At 63.0% G+C, this 23,638-nt stretch carries 22 protein-coding genes; 8 read left to right on the top strand and 14 right to left on the bottom strand.

From position 1 onward, the window contains the following. Positions 1-96: 96 nt before the first annotated feature. Positions 97-2,628, top strand: a complete 2,532-nt coding sequence (locus PY254_RS05245; protein WP_281014425.1) for a penicillin-binding protein 1A — start codon at positions 97-99, stop codon at positions 2,626-2,628. Between the two features lie 57 nt (positions 2,629-2,685). Beyond that, a complete protein-coding gene (locus PY254_RS05240) occupies positions 2,686-3,357 on the top strand; it encodes a hypothetical protein (RefSeq protein WP_281014424.1) in 672 nt (223 codons plus the stop codon). Between the two features lie 64 nt (positions 3,358-3,421). Here the strand turns inward: PY254_RS05240 and PY254_RS05235 are convergent, their stop codons facing one another. The 7 genes from PY254_RS05235 to rpoZ form a co-directional block, all read right to left on the bottom strand. Continuing rightward, positions 3,422-4,717 (bottom strand): citrate synthase, encoded by a 1,296-nt coding sequence (locus PY254_RS05235; RefSeq protein WP_281014423.1) that lies wholly within the window; start codon positions 4,715-4,717, stop codon positions 3,422-3,424. Between the two features lie 281 nt (positions 4,718-4,998). Then, positions 4,999-5,253, bottom strand: coding sequence for a type B 50S ribosomal protein L31 (locus PY254_RS05230; RefSeq protein WP_281014422.1), 255 nt, complete (start codon positions 5,251-5,253; stop codon positions 4,999-5,001). An 83-nt stretch (positions 5,254-5,336) separates the two neighbouring features. Further along, on the bottom strand, positions 5,337-6,272 hold the full coding sequence (locus tag PY254_RS05225) for a nucleoside hydrolase (RefSeq protein ID WP_281014421.1): 936 nt from the start codon (positions 6,270-6,272) through the stop codon (positions 5,337-5,339). 67 nt (positions 6,273-6,339) lie between these two features. Beyond that, the gene (recG, locus tag PY254_RS05220) at positions 6,340-8,454 is read right to left on the bottom strand and encodes an ATP-dependent DNA helicase RecG (RefSeq protein ID WP_281014420.1); all 2,115 of its coding nucleotides are present in this window, start codon (positions 8,452-8,454) and stop codon (positions 6,340-6,342) included. An 82-nt stretch (positions 8,455-8,536) separates the two neighbouring features. Continuing rightward, positions 8,537-8,920 carry a RidA family protein gene (locus PY254_RS05215; protein WP_281014419.1) on the bottom strand — a complete coding sequence of 128 codons (384 nt, stop codon included), beginning with the start codon at positions 8,918-8,920 and terminating at the stop codon, positions 8,537-8,539. Positions 8,921-9,112: 192 nt separating this feature from the next. After that, a complete protein-coding gene (locus PY254_RS05210; RefSeq protein WP_281014418.1) occupies positions 9,113-11,278 on the bottom strand; it encodes a RelA/SpoT family protein in 2,166 nt (721 codons plus the stop codon). A 126-nt stretch (positions 11,279-11,404) separates the two neighbouring features. After that, a complete protein-coding gene (gene rpoZ, locus PY254_RS05205; RefSeq protein ID WP_281014417.1) occupies positions 11,405-11,695 on the bottom strand; it encodes a DNA-directed RNA polymerase subunit omega in 291 nt (96 codons plus the stop codon). 198 nt (positions 11,696-11,893) lie between these two features. Between rpoZ and PY254_RS05200 the strand changes: the two genes are divergently transcribed. Then, the gene (locus PY254_RS05200; protein WP_281014416.1) at positions 11,894-12,721 is read left to right on the top strand and encodes an MlaA family lipoprotein; all 828 of its coding nucleotides are present in this window, start codon (positions 11,894-11,896) and stop codon (positions 12,719-12,721) included. A gap of 74 nt (positions 12,722-12,795) precedes the next feature. Here PY254_RS05200 and PY254_RS05195 read toward each other — a convergent pair whose 3' ends face one another. The 7 genes from PY254_RS05195 to PY254_RS05165 form a co-directional block, all read right to left on the bottom strand. Continuing rightward, positions 12,796-13,104, bottom strand: a complete 309-nt coding sequence (locus tag PY254_RS05195) for an STAS domain-containing protein (RefSeq protein WP_281015159.1) — start codon at positions 13,102-13,104, stop codon at positions 12,796-12,798. Beyond that, on the bottom strand, positions 13,104-13,781 hold the full coding sequence (locus tag PY254_RS05190) for an MlaC/ttg2D family ABC transporter substrate-binding protein (RefSeq protein ID WP_281014415.1): 678 nt from the start codon (positions 13,779-13,781) through the stop codon (positions 13,104-13,106). The genes PY254_RS05195 and PY254_RS05190 overlap by 1 nt, the downstream gene beginning before the upstream one ends. Before the next feature lie 51 nt (positions 13,782-13,832). Beyond that, positions 13,833-14,684: an outer membrane lipid asymmetry maintenance protein MlaD gene (gene mlaD / locus PY254_RS05185; protein WP_281014414.1), complete on the bottom strand. Its 852-nt coding sequence runs from the start codon at positions 14,682-14,684 to the stop codon at positions 13,833-13,835. Between the two features lie 52 nt (positions 14,685-14,736). Continuing rightward, the gene (mlaE, locus tag PY254_RS05180) at positions 14,737-15,513 is read right to left on the bottom strand and encodes a lipid asymmetry maintenance ABC transporter permease subunit MlaE (RefSeq protein ID WP_281014413.1); all 777 of its coding nucleotides are present in this window, start codon (positions 15,511-15,513) and stop codon (positions 14,737-14,739) included. Beyond that, a complete protein-coding gene (locus PY254_RS05175) occupies positions 15,510-16,346 on the bottom strand; it encodes an ABC transporter ATP-binding protein (RefSeq protein ID WP_281014412.1) in 837 nt (278 codons plus the stop codon). The genes mlaE and PY254_RS05175 overlap by 4 nt, the downstream gene beginning before the upstream one ends. Before the next feature lie 77 nt (positions 16,347-16,423). After that, positions 16,424-17,068 (bottom strand): guanylate kinase, encoded by a 645-nt coding sequence (gene gmk, locus PY254_RS05170; RefSeq protein WP_281015158.1) that lies wholly within the window; start codon positions 17,066-17,068, stop codon positions 16,424-16,426. A gap of 5 nt (positions 17,069-17,073) precedes the next feature. Continuing rightward, positions 17,074-17,934, bottom strand: a complete 861-nt coding sequence (locus tag PY254_RS05165; RefSeq protein WP_281014411.1) for a YicC/YloC family endoribonuclease — start codon at positions 17,932-17,934, stop codon at positions 17,074-17,076. A gap of 92 nt (positions 17,935-18,026) precedes the next feature. Here PY254_RS05165 and rph point away from each other — a divergent pair, with 92 nt between their 5' ends. The 5 genes from rph to PY254_RS05140 all read left to right on the top strand — a co-directional run bounded on the left by rph (position 18,027) and on the right by PY254_RS05140 (position 23,533). Further along, positions 18,027-18,755: a ribonuclease PH gene (rph, locus tag PY254_RS05160; RefSeq protein ID WP_281014410.1), complete on the top strand. Its 729-nt coding sequence runs from the start codon at positions 18,027-18,029 to the stop codon at positions 18,753-18,755. A gap of 121 nt (positions 18,756-18,876) precedes the next feature. After that, complete coding sequence (gene rdgB / locus PY254_RS05155; protein WP_281014409.1) at positions 18,877-19,479, top strand: RdgB/HAM1 family non-canonical purine NTP pyrophosphatase; 603 nt, start codon at positions 18,877-18,879, stop codon at positions 19,477-19,479. After that, on the top strand, positions 19,476-20,642 hold the full coding sequence (gene hemW, locus PY254_RS05150; protein ID WP_281014408.1) for a radical SAM family heme chaperone HemW: 1,167 nt from the start codon (positions 19,476-19,478) through the stop codon (positions 20,640-20,642). Before rdgB ends, hemW begins: the two co-directional genes overlap by 4 nt. Before the next feature lie 78 nt (positions 20,643-20,720). Further along, entirely contained in the window at positions 20,721-23,189 is a 2,469-nt protein-coding gene (locus tag PY254_RS05145; protein WP_281014407.1) for a DUF1631 family protein, read from the top strand. Then, complete coding sequence (locus PY254_RS05140) at positions 23,186-23,533, top strand: PilZ domain-containing protein (RefSeq protein ID WP_281014406.1); 348 nt, start codon at positions 23,186-23,188, stop codon at positions 23,531-23,533. Before PY254_RS05145 ends, PY254_RS05140 begins: the two co-directional genes overlap by 4 nt. The last annotated feature ends 105 nt before the right edge of the window (positions 23,534-23,638 follow it).

Genomic DNA, 23,638 nt, shown 5'->3' with positions numbered 1-23,638 from the left:
CAGTTGGGTGCGCTCGGCGGCGCGCGCGGCATCCAGCGAATACTGCTACATCTATACTCTGCCATGTTTTGACTCAGGTCTCGCTATCTCCACACCATGCAAATTTTCAAACGCTTGTTGCGCTGGGCCTTGCTCCTGGCCTTTTCCGGTTTGCTTCTTACAGTCATCGCGGTTGGCGTCGCCTACTGGCTGCTCTCACCCAGGCTGCCCTCGGTAGCCGAACTGAAGAACTACCCCATGCAGGTTCCGCTGCGGGTACTCAGCGCCGACGGCAAACTGATCGCCAGCTTTGGCGAAACCCGGCGTATTCCCGTACAGATCGAGAAGGTCCCTGATCGCCTCAAGCACGCCGTGCTTTCGGCCGAAGATGCCGATTTCTACCACCACCCCGGGGTGGATTGGCACGGCATCGCGCGCGCTGGCTGGCATGTGGTCATCACCGCAGGTGACAAGGGGCCAGGCGGTTCCACCATTACCCAGCAGGTTGCACGCAACTTCTTCCTCAGCCCCGAGAAGCTCTACTCGCGCAAGCTCACCGAGATATTCATCGCCCTGCGGATCGAGCATGAACTGAGCAAGGATCAGATTCTTGAGCTTTACCTCAACAAGATGTTCCTTGGCCATCGCGCGTATGGCGTGGCAGCCGCAGCTGAGTACTACTACGGCAAGACCCTGGATCAGCTGACCGTCGCCGAATGTGCGCTGATCGCCTCGACCTTCCAGTTGCCGTCGGTGGTCAACCCGATCAACGGACAGAAGCGCGCGATCGCCCGGCGCAACTGGGTGCTGGGCGAAATGCTGCGCCATCACTACATCACCAAAGCCGTTTATGAGCAGGCGATAGCCGAGCCCAACCACGCCTACCCACACGAACAGCCGATCGAGGTGGATGCACCTTATCTGGCCGAAATGGTGCGTCGACAGGTGCTCGATCGCTTCGGCAACGATGCGCTGACCGAAGGTTATGTGGTGAAGACCACCGTGCTCAGCACCCGCCAGCAAACCGCAGTTGAATCGGTGCGCGAAGGCCTGATTGCCTATGACCGCCGACATGGCTGGCGTGGCCCCGAGGCACATCAGGACTTGCCGGCCACGGCAGGTGAGGCCGAGTTGGACAACCTTCTATCCAGCTACAGCGGCATCTCTGGCATGCAACCGGGCATTGTCACGGCCAGCGACTCCAGCCAGGCCACGGTTTATCTAGCGAACAGGGAAAGCGCCATTCTCGATCTTTCCGCCGTTGCCTGGGCACGCCCGCATATCAATGATGATCGCGTCGGGGCAACGCCTAGCAAGGTCGATGCGGTACTCAAGCGTGGCGACATCATCCGCCTTGCTCGTGACGACAAGGGCGAATGGCAGCTGGCCCAGATTCCCGCAGCGCAGGCGGCACTGACTTCCGTGAACCCGGAGGATGGCTCGATTCAGGCGCTGGTCGGCGGCTTCAGCTTTGTGCGCAGCAAATTCAATCGCGCCGTGATGGCAGCCCGCCAGCCCGGGTCAAGTTTCAAGCCGTACCTGTATTCCGCCGCCTTCGATCGCGGCTTCACGCCGGCGTCGATCATCAACGACGCGCCACTGGCCCTGCCCGATCCGTCACGTCCGAACGGTATCTGGACGCCGTCCAACGATGACGGAAAGTTCGCTGGCCCAATGCGCCTGCGCGAGGCCCTGGTGCAATCGAAGAACCTCGTGTCAGTACGCCTGCTCGATGCGATCGGTGTGCGCTTCGTGCGGGAGTACGCCACTCGTTTCGGCTTTTCGCAGGATGCGATACCCGCCAATCTGTCGATGGCGCTGGGCACGGCATCGGTATCGCCGATGAGCATGGCCCGTGGCTATGCGGTATTCGCCAATGGCGGCTATCTGGTCACGCCGTACTTCATCCACGAAATTGATGATCGCAACGGCACGCCCGTGTACGTGGCTAACCCCGCTCGCGCGTGCCGGGATTGTCAGGAACGCTTGCTGGACACCAACCCACCAGGCCTGCCCCCGGCTGACATGAAGTCCACGCCGGCCAACAACCTGGCCAGCAGCAGCTCATCGACCGAACCTGCCAGTTCGAGCAGCGTCGATGGCGTCGGTGAGGCCGTGCTTCCTGCTGACGCGCACGATGCCGGCGCACATGCGCCCGTGCTGGCGCCGCATGTACTCGAAGTACGCAACGACTACCTGATGGTCTCGTTGATGAAGGACGTGATCCTGCGCGGCACCGGCGCCGCGGCCCGGGCGCTGGGCCGTAGCGACCTGGCCGGCAAGACCGGCTCGACCAATGACCATCGCGACGCCTGGTTCGTCGGCTTCAACGGCGACCTTTCGACCGCCGTATGGGTGGGTTTCGATGACTACAGCTCGCTCGGTCGTGGCGAGTTTGGCGCCAAGGCAGCGCTGCCGATCTGGATGTCGTACATGGGCAGTTCTCTGAAAGACCTGCCGCCCAGCACGTTGCCGATGCCGCCGGGCATCAGTACGGTACTGATCAATCGCAACAGCGGGCTCCCCACCACGGCCGACGATCCCGACGCCATGAGCGAAATGTTCAAGGTAGAAGACGTTGACCGACTGCGCAGTCAGGCTGCCCAGCAGAAAGAACAGGACCAGCAGCACGCCTACGACATCTTCTGAACCCTCGTCGACGGCCCCATATCGGGGGCTGTCGATCAACGACCGAAGAGGAACACCATGTCCCGAGGCGAACACCCGCGAATTCATGCACATGATCGGCTGCAGCAGAATCGCGTGCGCATCGCTCAGGAAGCGGCGCGGTTGATGAGCGAACATGGCATTCGCGACTTCCACCATGCCAAGCTGAAGGCCGCTGAACGGCTGGGTGTGCTTGACAGCCAGTCGCTGCCACGCAACCTGGAGATCGAGCAGGCGTTGCGCGAACACCAACGCCTTTTCCTGGGCGACAGTCAGCCACAGTTACTGCGCCAGCGACGTGAAGCCGCGCTTGAGTCGATGCACTTCCTGGCCGCCTTCGAGCCACGTCTGGTCGGTGCCGTACTGGAAGGCACGGCGGACACCCACTCGGCCGTATGCCTGCATGTTTACAGCGACGATCCCGAAGCCGTCATGCTGTATCTGCGCGACAATGGCATACCGTTCGATACGCAGACGCGGCGACTACGCTACAGCCGCGACGACCAACCGGAATATCCGGTCTTGCTGTTTGCTGCTGACGAGCTGCCGTTCGACCTGACCGTGCTGCCACGCGATGCATTGCGCCAGGCGCCATTGGACCGAACCGACGAGCGACCCATGCGACGTGCCTCCCGCGCCCAGTTGAACCTGTTGCTGGAACAGGACTCCGGCAACAGCTTCGAGCAACAACTCAGTACCGCGCTGCGCTGAATCACCAGACCAAAAAAAGCCCCGACTTCAATCGGGGCTTTCTTCTGTCAATGAATCAAGACGATCAGCGTTTCGCAGTCGGCTCGTAGTCACGCACATCGGGACCGGTATACACCTGACGCGGACGGCCAATGCGTGACCCCGGCGTTTCATGCTGTTCGATCCAATGCGCGATCCAGCCTGCGGTGCGTGCGATGGCGAACATCACGGTGAACATCTCGGTCGGGATACCCAGCGCCTTGTAGATGATGCCCGAATAGAAATCGACGTTCGGATACAACTTGCGCTCGATGAAATACTCGTCCTTCAGTGCCGCTTCTTCCAGCTTCATTGCCACATCCAGCAACGGGTCCTTCACGCCCAGCTCGGCCAGCACCTTGTGGCACATTTCGCGAATGATCTTGGCGCGCGGGTCGAAGTTCTTGTAGACACGATGACCGAAGCCCATCAGGCGGAAGCTGTCGTTCTTGTCTTTCGCCCGCAAGATCGCCGACTCGACGTTGTCCGGGCTGCCGATTTCCTCAAGCTGCTTCAGCACCGCTTCGTTCGCGCCACCATGCGCCGGGCCCCACAGGGCGGTGATGCCAGCGGCAATCGACGCATACGGATTGGCACCGGTGGAACCGACCAGGCGCACGGTCGAGGTCGACGCGTTCTGCTCATGGTCGGCGTGCAGGATGAACAGCAGGTCCAGCGCCTTGGCCGCCACCGGGTTCATCGTCAGCGGCTCGCTCGGCACTTCGAACATCATGTGCAGGAAGCGGTCGACGTACTCGAGGTTGTTGCGCGGATAACGCAGCGGCCAACCAACCGAGTAGCGGTAGCAGGCAGCGGCGATCGTCGGCATCTTGGCGAGCAGGCGGATCGCCGCCATCTTGCGGTCGGCCGGATCGTCGACGTTGAGGTCGTCATGGTAGAACGCCGACAGCGAGGCCACGGCAGCGGCCAGCATCGCCATCGGATGGGCGTCGTGGTGGAAGCCCTGGAAGAAGTTCTTCAGCGACTCGTGCAGCATCGTGTGATGCGAGACATCGTGCTCGAATGCGGCGAACTCGTCCGCCTTCGGCAGCTCGCCATTCAGCAGCAGATAGGCCACTTCCAGGAAGCTCGACTTCTCGGCCAGCTGCTCGATCGGATAGCCGCGATACAACAACACGCCCTTGTCGCCATCGATGTAGGTGATCGCGCTCTTGGTGCTGGCGGTGCTGCCGTAGCCAGGGTCGTAGGTGAAGTGGCCGGTATCCTTGTACAGGGTGGCAATGTCGATACACGACGGCCCCAGCGTACCGCTGACCAGGGGCAGTTCGCTGCTGCGATTGCTCGACTCATCCACCAATTTGACGATCTTGGGATCGGACACGGAAACCTCCTTGCATGTGGGTCACCACCGGCCGCGATCGCCAGGGGCGACGCCGTCCGATGCGGTAATTTCTGGCTTCGCATGCCGGGGAAAACAGGCGAAGCAGCGGACGCCTTGGCGTCAGCACGCCGAGTATTATCGCACAAGGCTACCCGCACATTCGATGGCGAATGGAAGGATGCCAGGCACGAAAAGACACGGGGCAAGCCTGAGCCTGCCCCGTGTCTTGAATCGCTCGATCCGATCTGCGGCCAGGCGCCAGGCGCCACCGCAGTCGTCGATTACTCCTTGACGGAGCCCGCGTAGCGGCGACGGAACTTGTCAACGCGACCGCCCACGTCAAGCGTCTTCTGCTTGCCGGTGTAGAACGGGTGCGAATGGCTGGAGATATCCACCTTGATCAGCGGGTACTCGTTGCCGTCTTCCCACTTGATGGTTTCCTTGCTGGACATGGTCGACTTCGTCAGAAACGAAAAGTCGGACGACAGGTCCTGGAACACCACCGGGGTGTAATTGGGATGGATATCAGGCTTCATGGCTGGCTCTAAAGCGGTGGTGAAAAGAGCGGCATTGTAACGGGGATGCGCGTAGCCATGCAAGTCGACCTCATCCTGTCGGCTTAATCCGGCGCACCAAGGGCCCGCTTCACCATCGCCGAAAAGCGCGCCTGATCAACCTCCAACACAATATTCGCCTGAGCCGGCCGACCCAGTCGTGCCGCCCAGTCGACCACGGTTGCACCGCGAGTCAGCCGACCATCCAGCTCCACCGCCACCGCGCGCTTCTCGCTGCGAGTGACGATCGAGGGGTCCAGCGCGACCGCCATGGCCAACGCATCGGCTGCAACCAGTCCATGACGCTCGTGCTCGGCGTTGTAGCGACGTGCCGTAGCCACGATCTTGCCGAAGAAGTGCGCACGATGGTCGCCTGCGGTCAGCCAGCTGTCGAACTCGGCGTCGTCAAACGCATGCCGCAACGTGGCCTCCCAGTCGACCAGGTCAAACACCGGAAACGCCTCGAACACCACATGGGCCGCTTCGGGATCGAAACCGATATTGAATTCCGCCGGCACCTTGCCGGTATTGCCGTGACCGGTGACCGCGCCGCCCATCACCACCAGCCGCGCCACCCGCTGCGGCAGACTCGGGTCCAGGCGCAAGGCCAGCGCCAGGTTGGTCAACGGCCCCAATGCCACCAGAGTGAGTTCGCCGGGGCGTTCACGGGTCAGCCGCAGCAGCGCCAGCGCCGCGGACTCAGCCGACAAGGCCGCTACCGGTTCCGCAAAGCCGACATCACCAAAACCATCCTGACCATGCACGAACGCAGCATCCTCTTCCGGCGCACGCACCAGCGGCGTGGCGCAGCCGGCGAATACCGGCGTCGGCATGCCGACCAGATCGACCAACGTGCGCGCATTGCGCACGGTGTGGCCAAGGCCCACATTGCCGGCGGCGATGCTGAGGCCGGCAAGGTCGGCGTGGGCGTAAGCCATCAGAATGGCGAGTGCATCGTCGACACCGGGATCGGTATCGATCAGGAGTTGCGGTCTGGTCATCTTCATTCTTCTCGGTTTAGCTGGTCAGTGTATTGGACGGGCAGGACCAAGGGGAATCGGCGGCGCCTCACGCATGTGCGTAGCGTGCCGCCCCACCGATCCAGCGCTCGATCAACTGGCCGGTCTGCTGCGGGTGTTCCGCCAGCATCCGTTCACCGACCTGCTGCACCGCCGGCAACAGGTGTGCATCGCGAGTGAGGTCGGCAATGCGGAAACTGAGCTGACCGGTCTGGCGCGTGCCCAGCACTTCGCCCGGACCACGCAGCTCCAGATCTTTCTCGGCGATGCGAAAACCGTCGCTGGTCTCGCGCATCACCTGCAGGCGTTCGCGTGCCAACTGGCCCAAGGGCGGTTGATACAACAGCACGCAGTTGGAGGCCACCGCACCACGACCCACTCGGCCGCGCAACTGGTGCAGTTGGGCCAGGCCGAGCCGCTCGCTGTTCTCGATCACCATCAGGCTGGCATTCGGTACATCCACGCCCACCTCGATCACGGTGGTGGCCACCAGCACGGCCAGCTCTCCGGCCTTGAACGCATCCATCACCGCCTGCTTTTCCTTCGGCTTCATGCGACCGTGGATCAGGCCCACGCGAAAGCCGGCCAGCCCCGCTGACAATTCGGCATAGGCTACCTCGGCCGCCTGCGCGCGCAACTGCTCGGATTCCTCGATCAAGGTGCACACCCAATAGACCTGACGTCCCTCGCGACACGCTGCATGGATACGCTCGATCACCTCGATGCGACGGGCATTCGAGATTGCGATGGTCTGCACTGGCGTGCGACCGGGCGGTAATTCATCGATCGACGAAACATCCAGATCGGCATACGCGCTCATCGCCAGCGTTCGCGGGATCGGTGTCGCCGTGAGCACCAGCTGATGCGGGACGAGCTGCCCATCCTTGCCCTTGTCACGCAAGGACAACCGTTGCTGCACGCCGAAGCGGTGCTGCTCATCGACGATCACCAAGCCGAGCCGTGAAAATCCCACGCCCTCCTGCATCAACGCATGCGTGCCGATCACCACCGAGGCACCAGCGGCCACTCGCGCGAGCGCCTGTTGACGTGCCTTGCCGGTGACCTTGCCGGCCAGCCATTCCACCTCGATGCCGAGTGGCTGCAGCCAATGGCGAAAATTATGCAGATGCTGCTCGGCCAGCAATTCGGTGGGCGCCATCAGCGCCACCTGGTAGCCGGCCTCGACCGCGGCCAGTGCGGCGAGCGCCGCAACCACGGTCTTGCCGCTGCCGACATCACCCTGCACCAGCCGCAACATCGGACTGGCCCGCACCAGATCACCTGCCACTTCGGTGGTGACACGCTGCTGCGCCGCCGTCAGCCGGAACGACAAACCCGCCAGCAACTGCCGACGCAATTCACCGTCGCCACCCAGCTTCGGCGCACGTCGACGACGCACTGCCTCGCGCATCCGGCGCAGGCTCAGGTGCTGGGTCAGCAACTCCTCGAAGGCCAGTCGCTGCTGCGCTGGATGCCGACCCAGCATGAGTTGATCCAGACGCGCATCCGGTGGCGGGCGATGCACATAAAGCAACGCGTCGCGCAGCGAGGTCAGACCGTGCTGCGCGCACAGTTCCGGCGGAATCAGCTCCAATGCAGTCGCCGGTGGCAGCAGCGCCAACGCCTTGCCGATCACACCAGCCAGACGCTTCGGCCCAAGCCCCTCGGTGGTCGGGTAGACCGGACTGAGCAACTCATCGACCTCGGCAATCGCCTCGCCGACCAGCCGCTGGTAGGTCGGGTGAACCATCTCCAGCCCCTGCGCACCATGACGAACTTCGCCATAACAAAGCAGTCGCGCACCAGGCTTTAGTTGCTCGGCCTGCGCGCGATTGAAATGAAAGAAGCGCAGCAGCAACGTGTGCTGACTGTCATCACCGATCGAAACCTTCAGTTGCGGCCGATAACGGAAACCTCGCTCGACCGCCTCGACCACGCCTTCGACCTGGGCCCGTTCACCAGGCCGAAGATCGGCGATGGCTGTAACCCGGGTCTTGTCTTCGTAGCGCAACGGCAAGTGGAACCACAAATCCTGCACGCGCTCCAGGCCGAGTCGGCTCAGCGTGGCGATCAATGCCGGCCCCACTCCCGGCAGCTTGCCGACGGGCGTGAGACCGGGATCGGTGCTGACAACGGCAGCGGGGCGGGCGGTACGGGTGGCCATGAACTGCAAGCCTACCCGAGCATCCTCGTTCACCGTAAGGCGTCCGATGATGTGTGGTGTCAGCGCAAGCCCTGCAGCGGACTCAGTCCAGCACCATCACCGCGTCAACTTCCACCTGGGCTGCCTTCGGCAACGCAGACACCTCGATGGTGGAGCGCGCCGGATACGGCTGCTGAAAATACTCGGCCATCACGGCATTCACCGCGGAAAAATTGGCCAGATCGGTGACGTAGATACCCACGCGCACCATTTGTGCCAACGAACCGCCGGCCGCCTCGGCCACCGCGGTGAGGTTATCGAAGACACGCCGCGTCTGTGCAGCAATGTCGCCATCAACCAGGGCGCCGGTGGTCGGGTCCAGCGGAATCTGTCCGGAGAAATACACCGTGTTTCCGGCGCGTACCGCCTGCGAATACGGACCAATGGCGGCCGGCGCCTGCTCGGTGGAGATGATGCTGCGGGACATGGTTTTTCCTGGGAACGGGGAACGGGGAACGGGGAACGGGGAACGGGGAACGGGGAAGAGGATAAGCCCGGGCGCGGCCTTGTAAAGCCAAAAGAGCGCAAATTTGCCGCAGAACTGTCGCTGGCCCTTGCTCCTTGACGCCACGACCGCAGCGCGGACCCTACGACGCGACGACCTGCCCGTTCGCCGCCCCTACAACGGGTGGCGATACGCCCCACTGACCACGCCGGTACGGCGCACGCGGCGAATGACATCAGCCAGATGCTTGCGGCTCTTCACCTCCATGGCGAACAACAAGGTCGCTGCGGACGAATCACGCTCGACGTATTCCACGTTCTCGATATTCGAGTCCGCCGCGGCAATCGCCGCAGCCACCGTGGCCAGCACGCCGGGACGGTTGATCACCTCGATGCGCAGCTCGGCCCGATAGTCACCCTGCACGTCCCGATCCCACTCGATCCCCACACGACGCTCCGGCGACTTGGCCAACTCAAATACGTTCGGGCATTCCTCACGATGCACCACGATGCCCTTGCCCGAAGACAGGTAGCCAATAATGTCGTCGCCCGGCAGCGGATGGCAGCAGTTGGCAAAACTGAGCACGCCGCGCTCACCGCCGGTGATGCGGATCTTCTCGTGCGTGTGCAGCGGCAATGCCGGCTTGCCCGTTTTCTTGCCGCGCGACGCCAGCAACTGAGTGGCGACCAGGTCAGGCATCCGGTTACCCAGGGCAATGTCTGACAGCAGCTCTTCCAGCCGCTTGAACTTGGACGTCTCCAGAAACCTGTCCAGCACATCCGCCGGGATGCCATCCAGACTGCTACCCAGCGCATCCAGCGCGCGATCGAGCATGCGATGACCAAAGTCGACCGCATCCTCGTGCTGCAAGTGCTTCAGATATTGGCGGATCGCGGTACGCGCCTTGCCGGTCACCACCACTTCCAGCCATGCCGGATTCGGCACCGCCGACGGTGCCGTGATGATCTCGATGACCTGGCCCGACTCCAGTCGGGAGCGCAGTGACAGAAGCCGCTTGTCCACTCGCGCCGCCACCGCATGGTCACCCACATCGGTATGCACGGCGTAGGCGAAATCGAGCACCGTGGCGTTACGCGGCAGCGACAGGATGTCGCCGCGCGGAGTGAACAGATAGACCTCGTCGGGGAACAGGTCGATCTTGACGTTCTCGATAAACTCCGACGACGACACCGTATTGGCCGAACTGTCGACCAGCGACGACAACCATTCGCGCGCCCGCGCCTGCGCACTGTTCGCCGGACCGCTCTCGGTCTTGTAGGCCCAGTGTGCGGCGACGCCGCTCTCGGCCACCGAATCCATTTCCGCCGTACGTATCTGCACCTCGATGGGCGCACCGAACGGCCCCAGCAGCACCGTATGCAACGACTGGTAACCGTTCGCCTTGGGAATCGCGATGAAATCCTTGAAGCGCTTGTCGACCGGCTTGTACAGCGCGTGCACCATGCCGAGCGCCATGTAGCAGCTCATCGCGCTGTCGACCACCACGCGAAAGCCATAGACGTCCATCAGCTGGGCGAAACTCTTGTGCTCGCCACGCATCTTCGAATAGATGCTCCACGCCGACTTGATTCGCCCCACCACCAGTGCCGGCAGATGATCAGCCTGCAGCCGCGCGGTAAGCGCCGCCTCAATCTTGCCCATCGCCTCACGCCGATTGCCAATGGCCGCGCGAATACGTTCGCTGATCACCCGATAGCGATCTGGATACAGTGCGTGGAAACCCAGGTCCTGCAGCTCGGCCTTGAACTTGTTCATGCCCAGGCGTTGCGCGATCGGGGCGTAAATTTCCAGCGTTTCGCGGGCAATGCGCCGGCGCGAAGACCCCTCCTTGGCACCGAGCGTACGCATGTTGTGCAGGCGATCGGACAGCTTGATCAGAATGACGCGGATGTCACGCGCCATCGCCAGCAGCATCTTGCGGAAGCTCTCTGCGTCGGCCTCCTGGCGAGTGCCGAAGCGCATCTTGTCGAGCTTGGTAACGCCATCAACCAGCTCAGCCACGACCTCGCCGAACTCGCCGGCGATGTCGTCGCGACTGAGCTCGGTATCTTCCAGAGTGTCGTGCAGGATTGCCGCGATGATCGTCTCGGCATCCAGCCCCATTTCGGCCAGAATGCCTGCCACCGCTACCGGGTGGGTGATGTACGGCTCACCACTCTTGCGCTCCTGTCCGGCGTGCGCCTGCGCACCCACCTGGAACGCGCGCAAGATACGCTGAACCTGTGCTTCCGGCAGATAGGCAACCTGCTCTTTCAGCGCCAGTGCATATGGCGGCAGCGCTGAAAAGTCGAGCGTGGCTGGATGAGTGGCCGCAATCATCGGTACAGGGGCCCGTTCAGGCGCCCACCCCACCGCAGCGACAAACCATGGCGGCCACGTGTGCGCAACTCATCGCACCAGGCTTGCCGGTGTGAATGAGGTTTGCGCTACAGCCGCCGCCATCCATCAGTCGTCGCCACCCTTGGAAAGGTCGTCGTCAACTTCAGCTGCCGCCCACTCCAGCGCTTCACGCTCGGCGCGTTCGCGCTCGGCCTTGTCGATCTGGTCGATCGTGGCCTGATCGATGCGGCGTGCTGCGATTTCACGCAGGGCCAGAACGGTCGGCTTGTCATGCTCGGGATTGACGGCCGGCTCGGCACCTTTTTCAAGCTGGCGAGCACGCTTGGTCGCCATCAACACCAGCTCAAAACGGTTGTCGACCACCTCGAGGCAGTCTTCCACGGTAATACGGGCCATGCGAATTCCTTAGGGAATAGAGACTTATATGGTCCGACAGTGTAGTTGAGCCGGTGCTTTGCTGGCAATGCGCAGCACGCGTATCATGGTGGGCTGGCCACGGATCGGTACGCGACGCGCGAAAGCATGCCGAAAGCCGTGCAAGATACAAGACCAGACAGTACACTTTCTGTCCCCCGACGCGAAATCCCTGCACCGATGCCCTCTCCACTGCGCTCTTCCCTGCTTGGCCGCTGGTTGCCCGTGTTGGCGATCGCCCTGTTGGCTGGCTGCACGATTGCCAAGCCACGCACCGACGATCCGCTGGAGAAATACAATCGCGGCGCGTACAAATTCAATGACGCGCTCGATCAGGCGGTGATCCGCCCCGTCGCATTGGGCTACCGCAAGGTGACCAATCCGCCGGTACGCCGCTCGTTCAGCGACTTTTTCACCAATATCCGGATGCCGGTTACCGTCGCCAACGACCTGCTGCAGGCGCGACCGAAGCAGGCGCTGCAGAGCACCGGCCGGTTTTTGATCAACCTTACGCTGGGTATCGGCGGCTTCTTCGACCCGGCCAGCCAACTCGGTTTGCCGATCGAGGACAACGATTTCGGCGTGACCCTGGCACGCTGGGGTGCGCCGGAAGGTGACTACCTGATGCTGCCGTTCCTGGGCCCAAGTAGCGCACGTGACATCTGGCAGCGCCCGGTAGACGGCTACTTTTTTGATCCACTGACCCTGTTCGCTGGCAACCATCACTACAACGGCCTGCAATACATGCCGCAGATGATGTATCTGGTGACGATCCGCTCGCGCGCGATCGACGCCGAAGGGTTCCTGCAATCCGCCTACGATCCGTACGTGTTCATTCGCGACGCGTATCGGCAGCAGCGCCTGTACAAGATCTACGACGGCAATCCTCCGCTCGACATCATTCAGCAGATGCAGGGCCTGGATGAGCAGAACTTCGATCCGGAAGAGCTGCTCGATCAGCAGCACCAGTGGGAAAAGAAGCATCCAGGCGAGACCAACAACCAGTAGCCCTGGGCGCTGCCGCTCGCTGACTGTCAAAAAAAGGGGCCAAGCGGCCCCTTTTCTATTGCATTGCCCGATGATCAGCAGATCAAGCGATCGACTTCGCAAACCTGTGCCAGCGCCAGCATGCCGGTCGGCATGTGGGTGACTTCCAGGGCGCGCCCGGACCGACGGGCCTCGGCCGCAACCGCAAGTACGCAAGCCAGCCCGGCACTGTCACTGCGGCTGAGCTTCGCCAGATCCAACCGCTTGATGCCACCATTGCCCAGCGCCGACTGGATCGCCAGCAGGGCAGTCGCTGCCGTATCGAAGCTCAGCTCACCCGTCGCCACCAGCGTATCCGGCGCAGCGACATCCAGCTGGAATCGCTGCTGTGTGGCGGCCTCCATCACGGCTTGTCCTTGTTGTCCTTGGCCATGGCTTCCAGCGCTGTCTCGCCCTTGGTTTCCAGGTTGGTGATCAACTGATCGATGCCGACCTTGCGGATTTCCGCATCTACCTGGTTGCGATAGTTGGTGACATAGGAAATGCCTTCGATGATCACATCGTAGGCTTTCCAGTCGCCGTTGCGGCCTTTGCGGAACGCATAGTCGATCGACACCAGCTTGCCATCATCGAGTATCACCTGGGTGCGCACCACGCTGCGCTTGTCATTCAGGTCACCCTTGAACGGCAACACCTTGACCCGGCCACGGGTGTAGTTCAGCAGACCCTCGGCATAGCGATGGGTGATCGAGTTGTAGAACGCCTTGGCGAAACGCTCGCGCTGCTGCGGCGTAGCTTCGCGGGCGTGCTGACCGAGCACGAGAATCGAGGCGTAATCAAGGTCGAAATGCGGCAGGAAGACCTGATCGACGATGCCGATCAACTTTTCCTGATTGTTCTTCAACTCGTCATGATGACCCTCGATGGCCGCACCCAACTGGTCGGCAATCGTCTGCACCACCGCGGCCGGCGACGGCTGGGCTGCATCAGCGGTGACAGGAGCCGTCGCCTGGCCAAATGCCGGCGCGGCTACGAGGGTGCCAAAAGTGATCGCGGTGACAAGAGCCAGTCTGCGCAACATGGTGTAACTCCTCAAGCGGTACCGGCTGGTCGGGCCGACGGGAATGACGATTTATTTGCTGCCGTTGCCGGCATCTTTCTTGTCACTGGACGAACCATTGACCAGGAACTTGCCGATAAGGTCCTCCAACTGCATCGCAGACTGGGTGAGGATCATCTCATCACCGTCCTTGAGCGAATCGGGCGAACCACCCGGCTGGATCGCAACATACTGGGTGCCGATCAAACCGCTGGTGAACACCGCGGCGGCAGAATCGTCGGGGATCGCGTTGTAGCGCTTGTCGATCGACAGCACCACGTCAGCATTCAGCTTGACCGGATCGGCATGCACCGAAGCCACGCTGCCAATGACCACGCCGGCCATTTTCACCGGCGCACCGACCGACAGCGTGCCCACGTTGGTGAAACTTGCCTTCACCGAATAGCTGCCGCCCACATTGTCGACCACGCCACCGGCACCGAAGAATTTGCCGAGCATCTCCTCCAGCGGCTGCGTGGACTTGGTCCGCGCCAGCGAGCCACCGGCTGCCACGACCTGCTTCGCGCTGCCGTATTCGATGCCCACGTACTGGTCACCGAGCAGACCGCTGGTAAAGATGGTCGCCACCGAGTCCTGCGGGATCTCGTTGTAGCTCTTGTCGATCGACAGCGTCACATCGGCCACGTCACGGTCGGGCTTCAGCGTGATCGCCTGCACCTGACCGACGCGCACACCGGCAATCTTCACCGGCGCGCGCTCTTTCAACTGACCGATATTGGTAAATTGCGCCTGCACCGTATAGCTATCGCCCTGATGGACGTTCGCCACCGAACTGGTCTGCGTGGCCAAGTAGGCCAGCGCCGCAAAACCGAGCACGATGAACAGGCCGGTGCCGACGGCATAGGAACTTCTGGGTTGGCTCACGGCACGATCCTCATGGGGTTCTGGGTAGTCGAAAGGGAAGTCATGGCAACAGTCACATCAGGAAGGCAGTAAGCACGAAGTCCAGCGCGAGGATCGCAATGGACGAGGCGACCACGGTACGCGTGGTGGCATAGGCCACGCCTTCGCTGGTCGGCGGCGTGGTGAAGCCCTGGAATACCGCGATCAACGACACCACCGCGCCGAACGCCAGGCTCTTCAACAGCACGCCGTTGACAATGTCGGTGCGCACGTCGACCACCGCCGTCATGTTCGACCAGAACGTGCCGTTGTCGATGCCCAACCAGGTCACGCCGACCAGATGGCCACCAAAAACTGCCATCGCGCAGAACACGCAGCACAGCAGCGGCATCGCGATCAGCCCGGCCAGGAAGCGCGGCGTGGCCACGTAGGCGATCGGATCGACCGCCATCATCTCCATCGCGGAAATCTGGTCGGTGGCGCGCATCAAGCCGATCTCGGCGGTGATCGCGGTGCCGGCGCGGCCGGCGAACAACAGCGCGGTAACCACCGGACCCAGCTCGCGATATACCGACAACGCCACCACCATGCCGCTGGCCGAAGTGCCGCCGAAGATCGACAGCACGTGATACAGCTGCAACATCAGCACCATGCCAACGAACAGGCCGCAGACCATGATGATGGTCAGGCTCATCGCGCCAACAAACCACAGCTGGCGGCTCGTCTCGCGCACGTAACGGAAGCTGCGCGGAATCGCGGCCAACAGGGTCAGCAGGAACAGCCCGCACAGACCGATCTGGCCCAGCGCCTGACTGACCGCGTTAAGGCGTTGCGGTGCGCGTGCGCTCATTTCCGATCTCCGACAAAACCCAACTCGGTGGCGTAGTCACCCGCCGGATAGCGGAACGGAATCGGACCGTCTGCCTCGCCACCGAAGAACTGCCGCGTCCACGGCGAGCCGTCGTCGGCAATCGTCTTCGGATCACCTTGCGCAACCACCTTGCCGTTGGACAGCAACATCACCTGATCGGCGATCTGCTGCACGGCCGCCAGTTCATGCGAGACCACCACGCTGGTGATGCCCAGTGTCTGGTTCAGGGTAAGAATCAATTTCAACACCTGGTTCAGCGCCACCGGGTCAAGCCCGACGAACGGCTCGTCGTACAGGATCAGTTGCGGGTCGAACACGATCGCCCGTGCCAGCGCCACCCGTCGCATCATGCCGCCGGACAACTCGTTCGGCATCAACCGTGCCGCACCACGCAAACCAACCGCCTGCAGCTTCATCAACACCAGGTTGCGAATCAGTACTTCCGGCAACTTCGTGTGCTGCCGCAGCGGAAACGCCACGTTTTCGAAAACGTCGAAGTCGGTCAGCAGCGCGGAGTTCTGAAACAGGTAGCCAATCCCTTCGCGCAACTTGTACAGACCCTCGCGCGACAGCTCGGCCACGTTATGGCCGTCAACATGAATGCTGCCGGCGTCTCCGTGCATCTGCCCGGTGATGTGCTTGAGCAAGGTGGTCTTGCCGGTACCGCTGGGGCCCATGATCGAGGTGATCTTGCCGCGCGGAATATCCATGTCCAGCGCATCGAAGATGGTCTTGCCATTGAGCACCGTGGTCAGACCACGAATCCGCACCAGGGTGCTGTCGTCAGGCGTGGCGCGGGCGGGATCGGTCATGGGCGATGGATACAGGAGACTAAGAGGGACAAGGTAGCCGAAGCGCCCGCTGAAGACCACGCCGCCGGGCTTTCGGTTCAGCCAGCAGCAGGTGCCAGCAACTCGGCAATCAGCGATTCGTGCCGCTGCCACTGCAGGACGCTGCGCAGTCGCACCGCGCGCACGATCGCCTGCAGGTCGGCCAGCGCGTCGTCGAACACGTCGTTGACCAGGATGTAGTCGAAATCATGGGCGTGGGCGATTTCGCCACGCGAATTTCGCAGTCGGCGCTCGATCACCTCGGCCGAGTCCGAACCGCGCCCACGCAAACGACGCTCGAGTTCCGCCCGTGACGGCGGCAGGATGAACACGCTGACGCAATCGGGCTTGCTGCGACGAATCTGTTCGGCGCCCTGCCAGTCGATCTCCAACAGCACGTCACGTCCCTGCGCCAGCAACTCCTGCACCGTGGTGCGCGAGGTCCCGTAAAGATTGCCGTGCACTTCGGCGTGCTCAAGGAAGATACCTTCGGCGATCTCGCGCTCGAACTCCTCGCGCTCGACGAAGTAATAGTGCCGCCCATAGGTCTCGCCCGGACGCGGCGGCCGCGTGGTGTGCGAGACCGACAATGAAATCGCCGGTTCACGCTCCAGCAACGCGTTCACCAAGGTGGATTTGCCGGCACCCGAGGGCGCGGCCACCACGAACAGTGTCCCCTCGACCGAATTGCCCGGAGCGTCCATCGTACTCATTCGATGTTCTGCACCTGCTCGCGCATCTGTTCGATCAGCACCTTCAACTCGACCGCGGCATTGGTGCTGCGCGCGTCGACTGATTTGGAGCCCAGCGTATTCGCCTCGCGGTTGAATTCCTGCATCAGGAAGTCCAATCGGCGGCCGACCGGTTCCTGCAGCCCCAGCACGCGGCGCGTCTCGCCAATATGCGTACTGAGCCGATCGAGTTCCTCATCGACATCGGTGCGGGTGATCTGCAACACCAGCTCCTGTTCCAGCCGACCCGGCTCCACCGGCTGCTTCAGATCGGCCAGCCGATTTTCCAGTCGGGTGCGCAACGCGACGCGAATCTCCGGCATCCAGCCGCGCACGTCGGCCACCACCCGCTCGATCGCATCGAGCTTGTCGCTGAGGATTTCACCGAGCTTGGCACCTTCGCGCTCGCGGGTGGCGGTGAGTGCATCGAGTGCGCGGTCGAGCACGTCGAACAGCGCCGCCTGCTGCGCCTCAGGGTCGCTTTCGGCCTGCTGCATCACGCCAGGGAAGCGCAGCAGTTCGGTCAATTGCACCTGCAAACCGGGAAACTGCACAGTCATGTCGCGATTCAGTTCAGACAGACGCGCCAGCAGCAGGCTATTGACCTGCAGCGATTCGCTGCGCCCCTCACCGGTACGGCGCACGGTGAGGTCCAGCTTGCCGCGCGACAGCTTCGCCGCCACCCGCTCGCGCAATTGCGATTCGAACGCGCGCAGATCGTCCGGCAGCCGCGGGCTCAATTCGAGGTAGCGATGGTTGACCGTGCGCAGCTCGCAACCGAGGGTACCGGCGGGGCCGGTAGTTTCGGCGCTGGCATAAGCCGTCATGCTGCGGATCATCGGCGCGTTCCGAACGTGGGAAAAGAGCGCAATGGTAAACTCTCCGCTCCCTGCTTGCCCAATCCGGCCAAGCTGACGCCAGGACCTGCCCCATGAATTCCGTCACCCGCCCCAGCGGCCGCGCCAGCGACCAGCTGCGCGTCGTCAGCATCGAACGCCACTACACCCGCCACGCCGAAGGCTCGGTCCTGGTGAGTTTCGGCGACACCCGTGTGCTGTGCACCGCCAGCATCGAGGACCGCGCCCCGGCGTGGCTGCGCGGCAAGGGTGAAGGCTGGATCACCGCCGAATACGGCATGCTGCCGCGGGCTACCAACACCCGCATGCAGCGCGAAGCCGCGCGCGGCGGCCAAGGCGGCCGCACCATGGAAATCCAGCGTCTGATCGGCCGCAGCCTGCGCGCCTGCATCAACCGCCAGGCGCTCGGCGAACGCGTGATCACGCTGGACTGCGACGTATTGCAGGCCGACGGCGGCACCCGCACCGCAGCAATCACCGGCGCCTACGTGGCGCTGGTTGATGCAGTCAACCTGCTGATGAAGCGCGAAAACCTGAAGCGCAACCCGGTGATTGGCGCAATCGCCGCGGTCTCGGTAGGAATCTACAAAGGCATGCCGGTACTCGACCTCGACTACGCCGAGGACTCGGACTGCGACACCGACATGAACGTGGTGATGAACGACGGCGGTGGCTTCATCGAAATCCAGGGTACGGCTGAGGGGCACGCGTTCCGGCGCGAAGAGATGGACGCCATGCTGGCGCTGGCCGAAAAAGGCATCGGCGAACTGGTCACCGCGCAGCGCGCTGCGCTGGGGCAATAGACATGCGCCGTCGCGAAGGGCGGGCACTGCCCGCCAGCTCGGTTTGTGCGCCTTGGCTCGCGAAAAAGCGGCGAGCATTGCCTGCCCTGCGCCGGGATCGCAACGGCATGGTGGTGTTTCCATGACCCAACGCATCGTGTTGGCCAGCGGCAATCGCGGCAAGCTGGCTGAGTTCAACGTACTGCTTGCCGACAGCGGTTTCGAGGTAGTCACGCAAGGTAGTCTGGGGATCGAGGATGCCGAGGAGACCGGACTCAGTTTTGTCGAAAACGCGCTGCTGAAAGCGCGTCATGCAAGCAAGGCGAGCGGTCTGCCGGCGCTGGCGGACGACTCCGGCTTGTGCGTGGAACACCTGGGTGGTGCGCCCGGTCTTTATTCCGCGCGTTACGCCGGCACACACGGCGACAATGCCGCGAACAATGCCAAATTGTTGCGTGAGCTCGATGGTGTGCCTGTCGCGCAGCGCCGTGCATTCTTTATCTGCGCGCTGGTGCTGCTGCGCCATGCCGAAGACCCCACGCCACTGATCGTGGAAGGTCGCTGGCACGGGCGCGTGGCTGAAGCACCGCGTGGCGTGCAGGGCTTTGGCTACGACCCGCTGTTCCTGCCCGATGGCCAGCAGGTCAGCGCCGCCGAGCTCGACGCTGTGCTGAAAAACCAGCTCAGCCATCGCGGCCAGGCGCTGGCAAAGCTGCAAGCGCAACTGGTCGAGTTGCACGCATGAGCCTGCTCGCGCCACCACTGTCGCTGTATATCCACATGCCGTGGTGTGTGAAGAAGTGCCCGTATTGCGACTTCAATTCGCACGGCCTGCGCAGCGAGCCGCCGCCCTATGCGCGATACATCGACGATTTACTAACCGACCTGGACGCCGATCGCGCCGACTTCGCCGAAGCGCTTGCCGGGCGCCCGGTAGTCAGCATCTTCTTTGGCGGCGGCACGCCCAGCCTGTTTGCGCCGGAGCTGATCGCGCGCCTGCTCGACGGCGTGCGCGAACGCCTGCCGCTGGTCGATGGCGCCGAGATCACCCTGGAAACCAATCCCGGCACGGTCGAGCACGGTCGCTTCGACGGTTATCTGGCGGCCGGGGTCAATCGCATCTCGTTCGGCGTGCAAAGTTTCGATGACGACAAGCTGCGCCGGCTCGGCCGCATTCACTCGGCCAGCGAAGCGGAGTCTGCGGTGAAATCCGCGCAGGATGCCGGCTACCGCAACATCAATCTCGACCTGATGTATGCGTTGCCAAAGCAGGAGCTGGACGGTGCACTGGCCGACGTCGAGCGGGCAATCGCGCTGGCGCCGACGCATATTTCGCATTACCAACTGACGCTGGAGCCGAACACCGTATTCGCCGCCAACCCGCCACCGCTGCCCGACGATGACCACGCCTGGGCCATGCAGGAAGCCTGCGAGGCCCAGCTGGCCATGGCCGGTTACGCTCAATACGAGATCTCCGCGTATGCCCAGCCCAGGCGACGTTGCGCGCACAACCTCAACTACTGGCAGTTTGGCGATTACCTGGGCATCGGCGCCGGCGCCCATGGCAAAGTGAGCGACGCGGCCAGCGGCCAGATCCGGCGCCGCTGGAAAACCCGCGGCCCACGTGCCTACATGGATGCCGCCGGCGGCCCCGGCCGGATCGGCGGCGACAGCGTGGTCAGCACGGGCGAATTGCCGTTCGAATACATGCTCAACGCCTTGCGTCTGATCGACGGCGTGCCGGCGGCGGCTTTTGCCCAGTACACGGGTTTGCCAGCGGAGCAAATCGCTGGCGCGATCGCCACGGCCCACCAGCGCGGCTGGTTGCATGACGATCCAACCCGGTTACACACAACGCCACTCGGCCAGCGTTTCCTGAACGACGTCATTGCCAGTTTCCTCGACTGAGTCGCCTACCGAACCGGATGGCATCGTTGCTGCAACCAGCATAGACTGGCCACTCCCGGGGAATTGACAGGCACGTGCATGGATGTCGGACAGGATCGACGTCACCCGTTTGCAACACAACAGGACGGTCGCCTAGCCGGCGCCCGGTGGCCTGTGCGCGCGCAGCGTTTGTTGGAGACCAGCTATTCGCTGTGCGAGGAAGGGTTGCAGGAACCTCTGCGCCGCTGCATGGGCGATCTGGAGCAGCAACTTTTTGCCTTGGCCGAACGCGCCAAGAACGCGGCTGTACAACAGGATTGTTTTGCCAGTCGGCAACGGGTGCTGCAGGGACGCGCGGCGTTTTCCCAACGGTTTGTGGAACAGCTCGGCAAAGCTTTTGAGCAGATCGGTGAAGGCAACGCAGCGGCCGACAGTCTGGCCAGCGACGGCAATCCGTGGCAGTCACTGGAGCTGGTCGATCCCGGCGAGCAGGAAGTGTCGATGACGCTCGAACAACTGGGCGCCCGCGGTGAAGTTCGCCACAGTAGCGCGCTGTACGAATTGGGCTACCGACTGGCGGTCCTGATCGCAGCACCGCCACTGGATGGCAAGATGTTGCCCGTGGGGTCTTATGCCCTGGCAAAAGCCTGTCAGGCGGCCAGCGAAACACTTGAACTACCCCTGCAGCATCAGTTGATGCTGCTTCAGCATTTCGATCAATGGGTGATCCAGGGGCTGGGACCGCTGTACGAGGCCCTCAACACTCGTCTCAAGGGAGACGGCATTCTGCCGCACCTGCGCAGCATTCCGATTCCACGTCACCTCAACAAACGCGCACGCACCACGTCCGACAACCCCGAAGTCGCCGACGAGGCACCGGCAGCCGCGTCATCGCCAGGCTCCACGCCAACTACCGCAACAACGTCAGGCGCCAGCCATGCGTCCGGCGCACCCATGGAAGTGCTCGAATCGCTGCGCGACATGCTGGCGCAACAGCGTGCGGGGTATGACGGTGGACTGGGTGGCTCGGGCGCGCGCTCGGCCAATCCGGAAGAGCTGCAATCGGCGTTGGGCGCCTTGCAGCAGCATCTGGCGCAAGTCACCGACCGCGCCAGCCGCGAACTGCGCAGCGCCGCGCGCCTGCGCGAAGAACTGGTGGCACAACTCAATTTCGGCAAGCCCGCTGGCGCCCCACGCACCCAACTGAGTGGTGAACAGGGCGACACCGTCGAACTGGTTGCTCGCCTGTTCGAGCAACTGGGCCAGCAACTGCAGACGGGTGGCAACGCCAGCCACCTGTTGACCGATCTGCAACTGCCGGTACTGCGGATGGCCGTGGCCGACCGCGGCTTTTTCGAAAAGCGCGAACACCCGGCACGACGCCTGCTCGATACCGTCACCACCGCAGCCAACGACTGGCTCGATGGCAGCGACGACGAAAGCAATCGTCCACTGGCAACCAAGCTGGAACAACTGGTCAACCGGGCCAACCAGGAAGCACCCAGTGCCGGTCTGTACACGACCCTGCTGGCAGATATCGAACATCATCTGGCGCTGCTGACGCGCAAGGCGCAAGCCTCCGAGCGTCGCCACATTGAAGCGGCACAGGGTCGTGAACGACTGGATCAGGCACGCCGCCGTGCCAGCGAGTTGATGGCCGAACGTTTCGCACAATCACCGCCGCGCGGGCTGCTGCGCGCGCTGCTCGATCGGGCCTGGTCGGATGTCCTGGCGTTGACCCTGCTGCGACATGGTGAGGAAAGCGACGCGTTTCGGGCCCAGCTGAAGATCACCGACCAACTGCTCGATCGCCTGCCGGTCACCGATCGTCTGCAGTTGCAGGTGCACGTGGAAGCGGGTCTGCAGCAAATCGGCATGCACGCCGAAGAAGCCGAACAAGTCGCCCAGCGACTGCTTGGCGCGGGCACCCCAGACCCGTCGGTGGAACTACCGAGCGCCACCGATCTTGCGCTGCGCCTGAAGCAACATCAGCGACTGGGCGAGCAGTCCAGCCACGAGCCGGCGTCGAGTGCATCTGCCGCTGCCTTGCCTGCGACCACGGCGGTGATTGCCGCCGCTCCCGCCGGCGTCAGGCCACCTGCTGCCCCACGCAAAGCGCCCGCCATCGAGCGCGCTGCGCAAGCGGCCTCGGCATCCCCTGCGGCAGTCCCGGGAATTCCGGCAGCCGCGGCCATGCCAACGGCACAGCCAGCGACCGCAGCGCCCACGCCGGCGAAAGTCGATCCGCGCGAGCGGCGCATCGAACAACACCTGAAGGGGCTGCCGTTCGGTAGCTGGTTCGAGTTCATCGACGCGACCACCGGGCAAATTTCACGGCGCAAGCTGGCGTGGTATTCGCCGATGTCCGGGCGTTGCCTGCTGGTCAGCCGGCGCGGGCAGCGTGGCGAGGAAATGACCATGAGCCAACTCGCCCACGAAGTCGCCTGCGGACGTGTCTGCGAAGTACCGGCCGAACAGCCTGAAACCATGTTGGACCGTGCCTGGCGCAGCCTCACCGGCAGCTTGCAGTCGCGTCGACCATCCTCACCTGAGGCAAGCCGTCCATGAGCAACGCCAACCAGCGGCGCGCCGAGCGCAAGCGAGCCTCGGTCAACGCGCTCGTCACCGACGTGATCAGCGGACTGCCGTTCGGTCATGTCGGCAACCTTTCTAGCTCCGGCATGTTGTTGATCTGCGCCAAGGCACCGCGTAGCGAAGCGCTGTACCAAGTCAGCATGACGCTGCCCGGCTCGAGCCGAACGGCGGCGCAATCGCAACCGATCGAAGCTGGCATTCAAGAACAATGGAACGAAGCGGCCGCCAGTTCGGGGCAGATTTGGGCCGGATTCCGCATCGTGGCCATCACCGAAGCCGATACGGCTCGCCTTGAGGGCTGGCTGGCCCAGCCCTGAGCCGACTGGAACGGCTGACGCTGCGGCGTCATCATGACGTCCACTCATTCAACATGCGCCCCATGATGGGACGCCCGGGCTTGCCGTCGCGTGCAGAAGATCCGC

It is taken from the genome of Rhodanobacter sp. AS-Z3 (assembly GCF_029224025.1).
In the GTDB taxonomy this organism is placed as follows: domain Bacteria; phylum Pseudomonadota; class Gammaproteobacteria; order Xanthomonadales; family Rhodanobacteraceae; genus Rhodanobacter.
This window is presented reverse-complemented; position numbering and strand designations above follow the sequence as displayed.

Coding starts and splice junctions, on each gene's coding strand:
- PY254_RS05195 (WP_281015159.1), bottom strand. CDS start 13,104: ATGGAGGCCGCCACACAGCAGCGATTCCAGCTGGATGTCGCTGCGCCG.
- PY254_RS05165 (WP_281014411.1), bottom strand. CDS start 17,934: ATGATCCGCAGCATGACGGCTTATGCCAGCGCCGAAACTACCGGCCCC.
- PY254_RS05215 (WP_281014419.1), bottom strand. CDS start 8,920: ATGTCCCGCAGCATCATCTCCACCGAGCAGGCGCCGGCCGCCATTGGT.
- PY254_RS05230 (WP_281014422.1), bottom strand. CDS start 5,253: ATGAAGCCTGATATCCATCCCAATTACACCCCGGTGGTGTTCCAGGAC.
- recG (WP_281014420.1), bottom strand. CDS start 8,454: ATGGCCACCCGTACCGCCCGCCCCGCTGCCGTTGTCAGCACCGATCCC.
- PY254_RS05225 (WP_281014421.1), bottom strand. CDS start 6,272: ATGACCAGACCGCAACTCCTGATCGATACCGATCCCGGTGTCGACGAT.
- rpoZ (WP_281014417.1), bottom strand. CDS start 11,695: ATGGCCCGTATTACCGTGGAAGACTGCCTCGAGGTGGTCGACAACCGT.
- PY254_RS05175 (WP_281014412.1), bottom strand. CDS start 16,346: ATGACCGATCCCGCCCGCGCCACGCCTGACGACAGCACCCTGGTGCGG.
- hemW (WP_281014408.1), top strand. CDS start 19,476: ATGAGCCTGCTCGCGCCACCACTGTCGCTGTATATCCACATGCCGTGG.
- PY254_RS05240 (WP_281014424.1), top strand. CDS start 2,686: ATGTCCCGAGGCGAACACCCGCGAATTCATGCACATGATCGGCTGCAG.
- PY254_RS05140 (WP_281014406.1), top strand. CDS start 23,186: ATGAGCAACGCCAACCAGCGGCGCGCCGAGCGCAAGCGAGCCTCGGTC.
- mlaE (WP_281014413.1), bottom strand. CDS start 15,513: ATGAGCGCACGCGCACCGCAACGCCTTAACGCGGTCAGTCAGGCGCTG.
- rph (WP_281014410.1), top strand. CDS start 18,027: ATGAATTCCGTCACCCGCCCCAGCGGCCGCGCCAGCGACCAGCTGCGC.
- rdgB (WP_281014409.1), top strand. CDS start 18,877: ATGACCCAACGCATCGTGTTGGCCAGCGGCAATCGCGGCAAGCTGGCT.
- PY254_RS05245 (WP_281014425.1), top strand. CDS start 97: ATGCAAATTTTCAAACGCTTGTTGCGCTGGGCCTTGCTCCTGGCCTTT.
- PY254_RS05210 (WP_281014418.1), bottom strand. CDS start 11,278: ATGATTGCGGCCACTCATCCAGCCACGCTCGACTTTTCAGCGCTGCCG.
- PY254_RS05145 (WP_281014407.1), top strand. CDS start 20,721: ATGGATGTCGGACAGGATCGACGTCACCCGTTTGCAACACAACAGGAC.
- gmk (WP_281015158.1), bottom strand. CDS start 17,068: ATGGACGCTCCGGGCAATTCGGTCGAGGGGACACTGTTCGTGGTGGCC.
- PY254_RS05200 (WP_281014416.1), top strand. CDS start 11,894: ATGCCCTCTCCACTGCGCTCTTCCCTGCTTGGCCGCTGGTTGCCCGTG.
- PY254_RS05190 (WP_281014415.1), bottom strand. CDS start 13,781: ATGTTGCGCAGACTGGCTCTTGTCACCGCGATCACTTTTGGCACCCTC.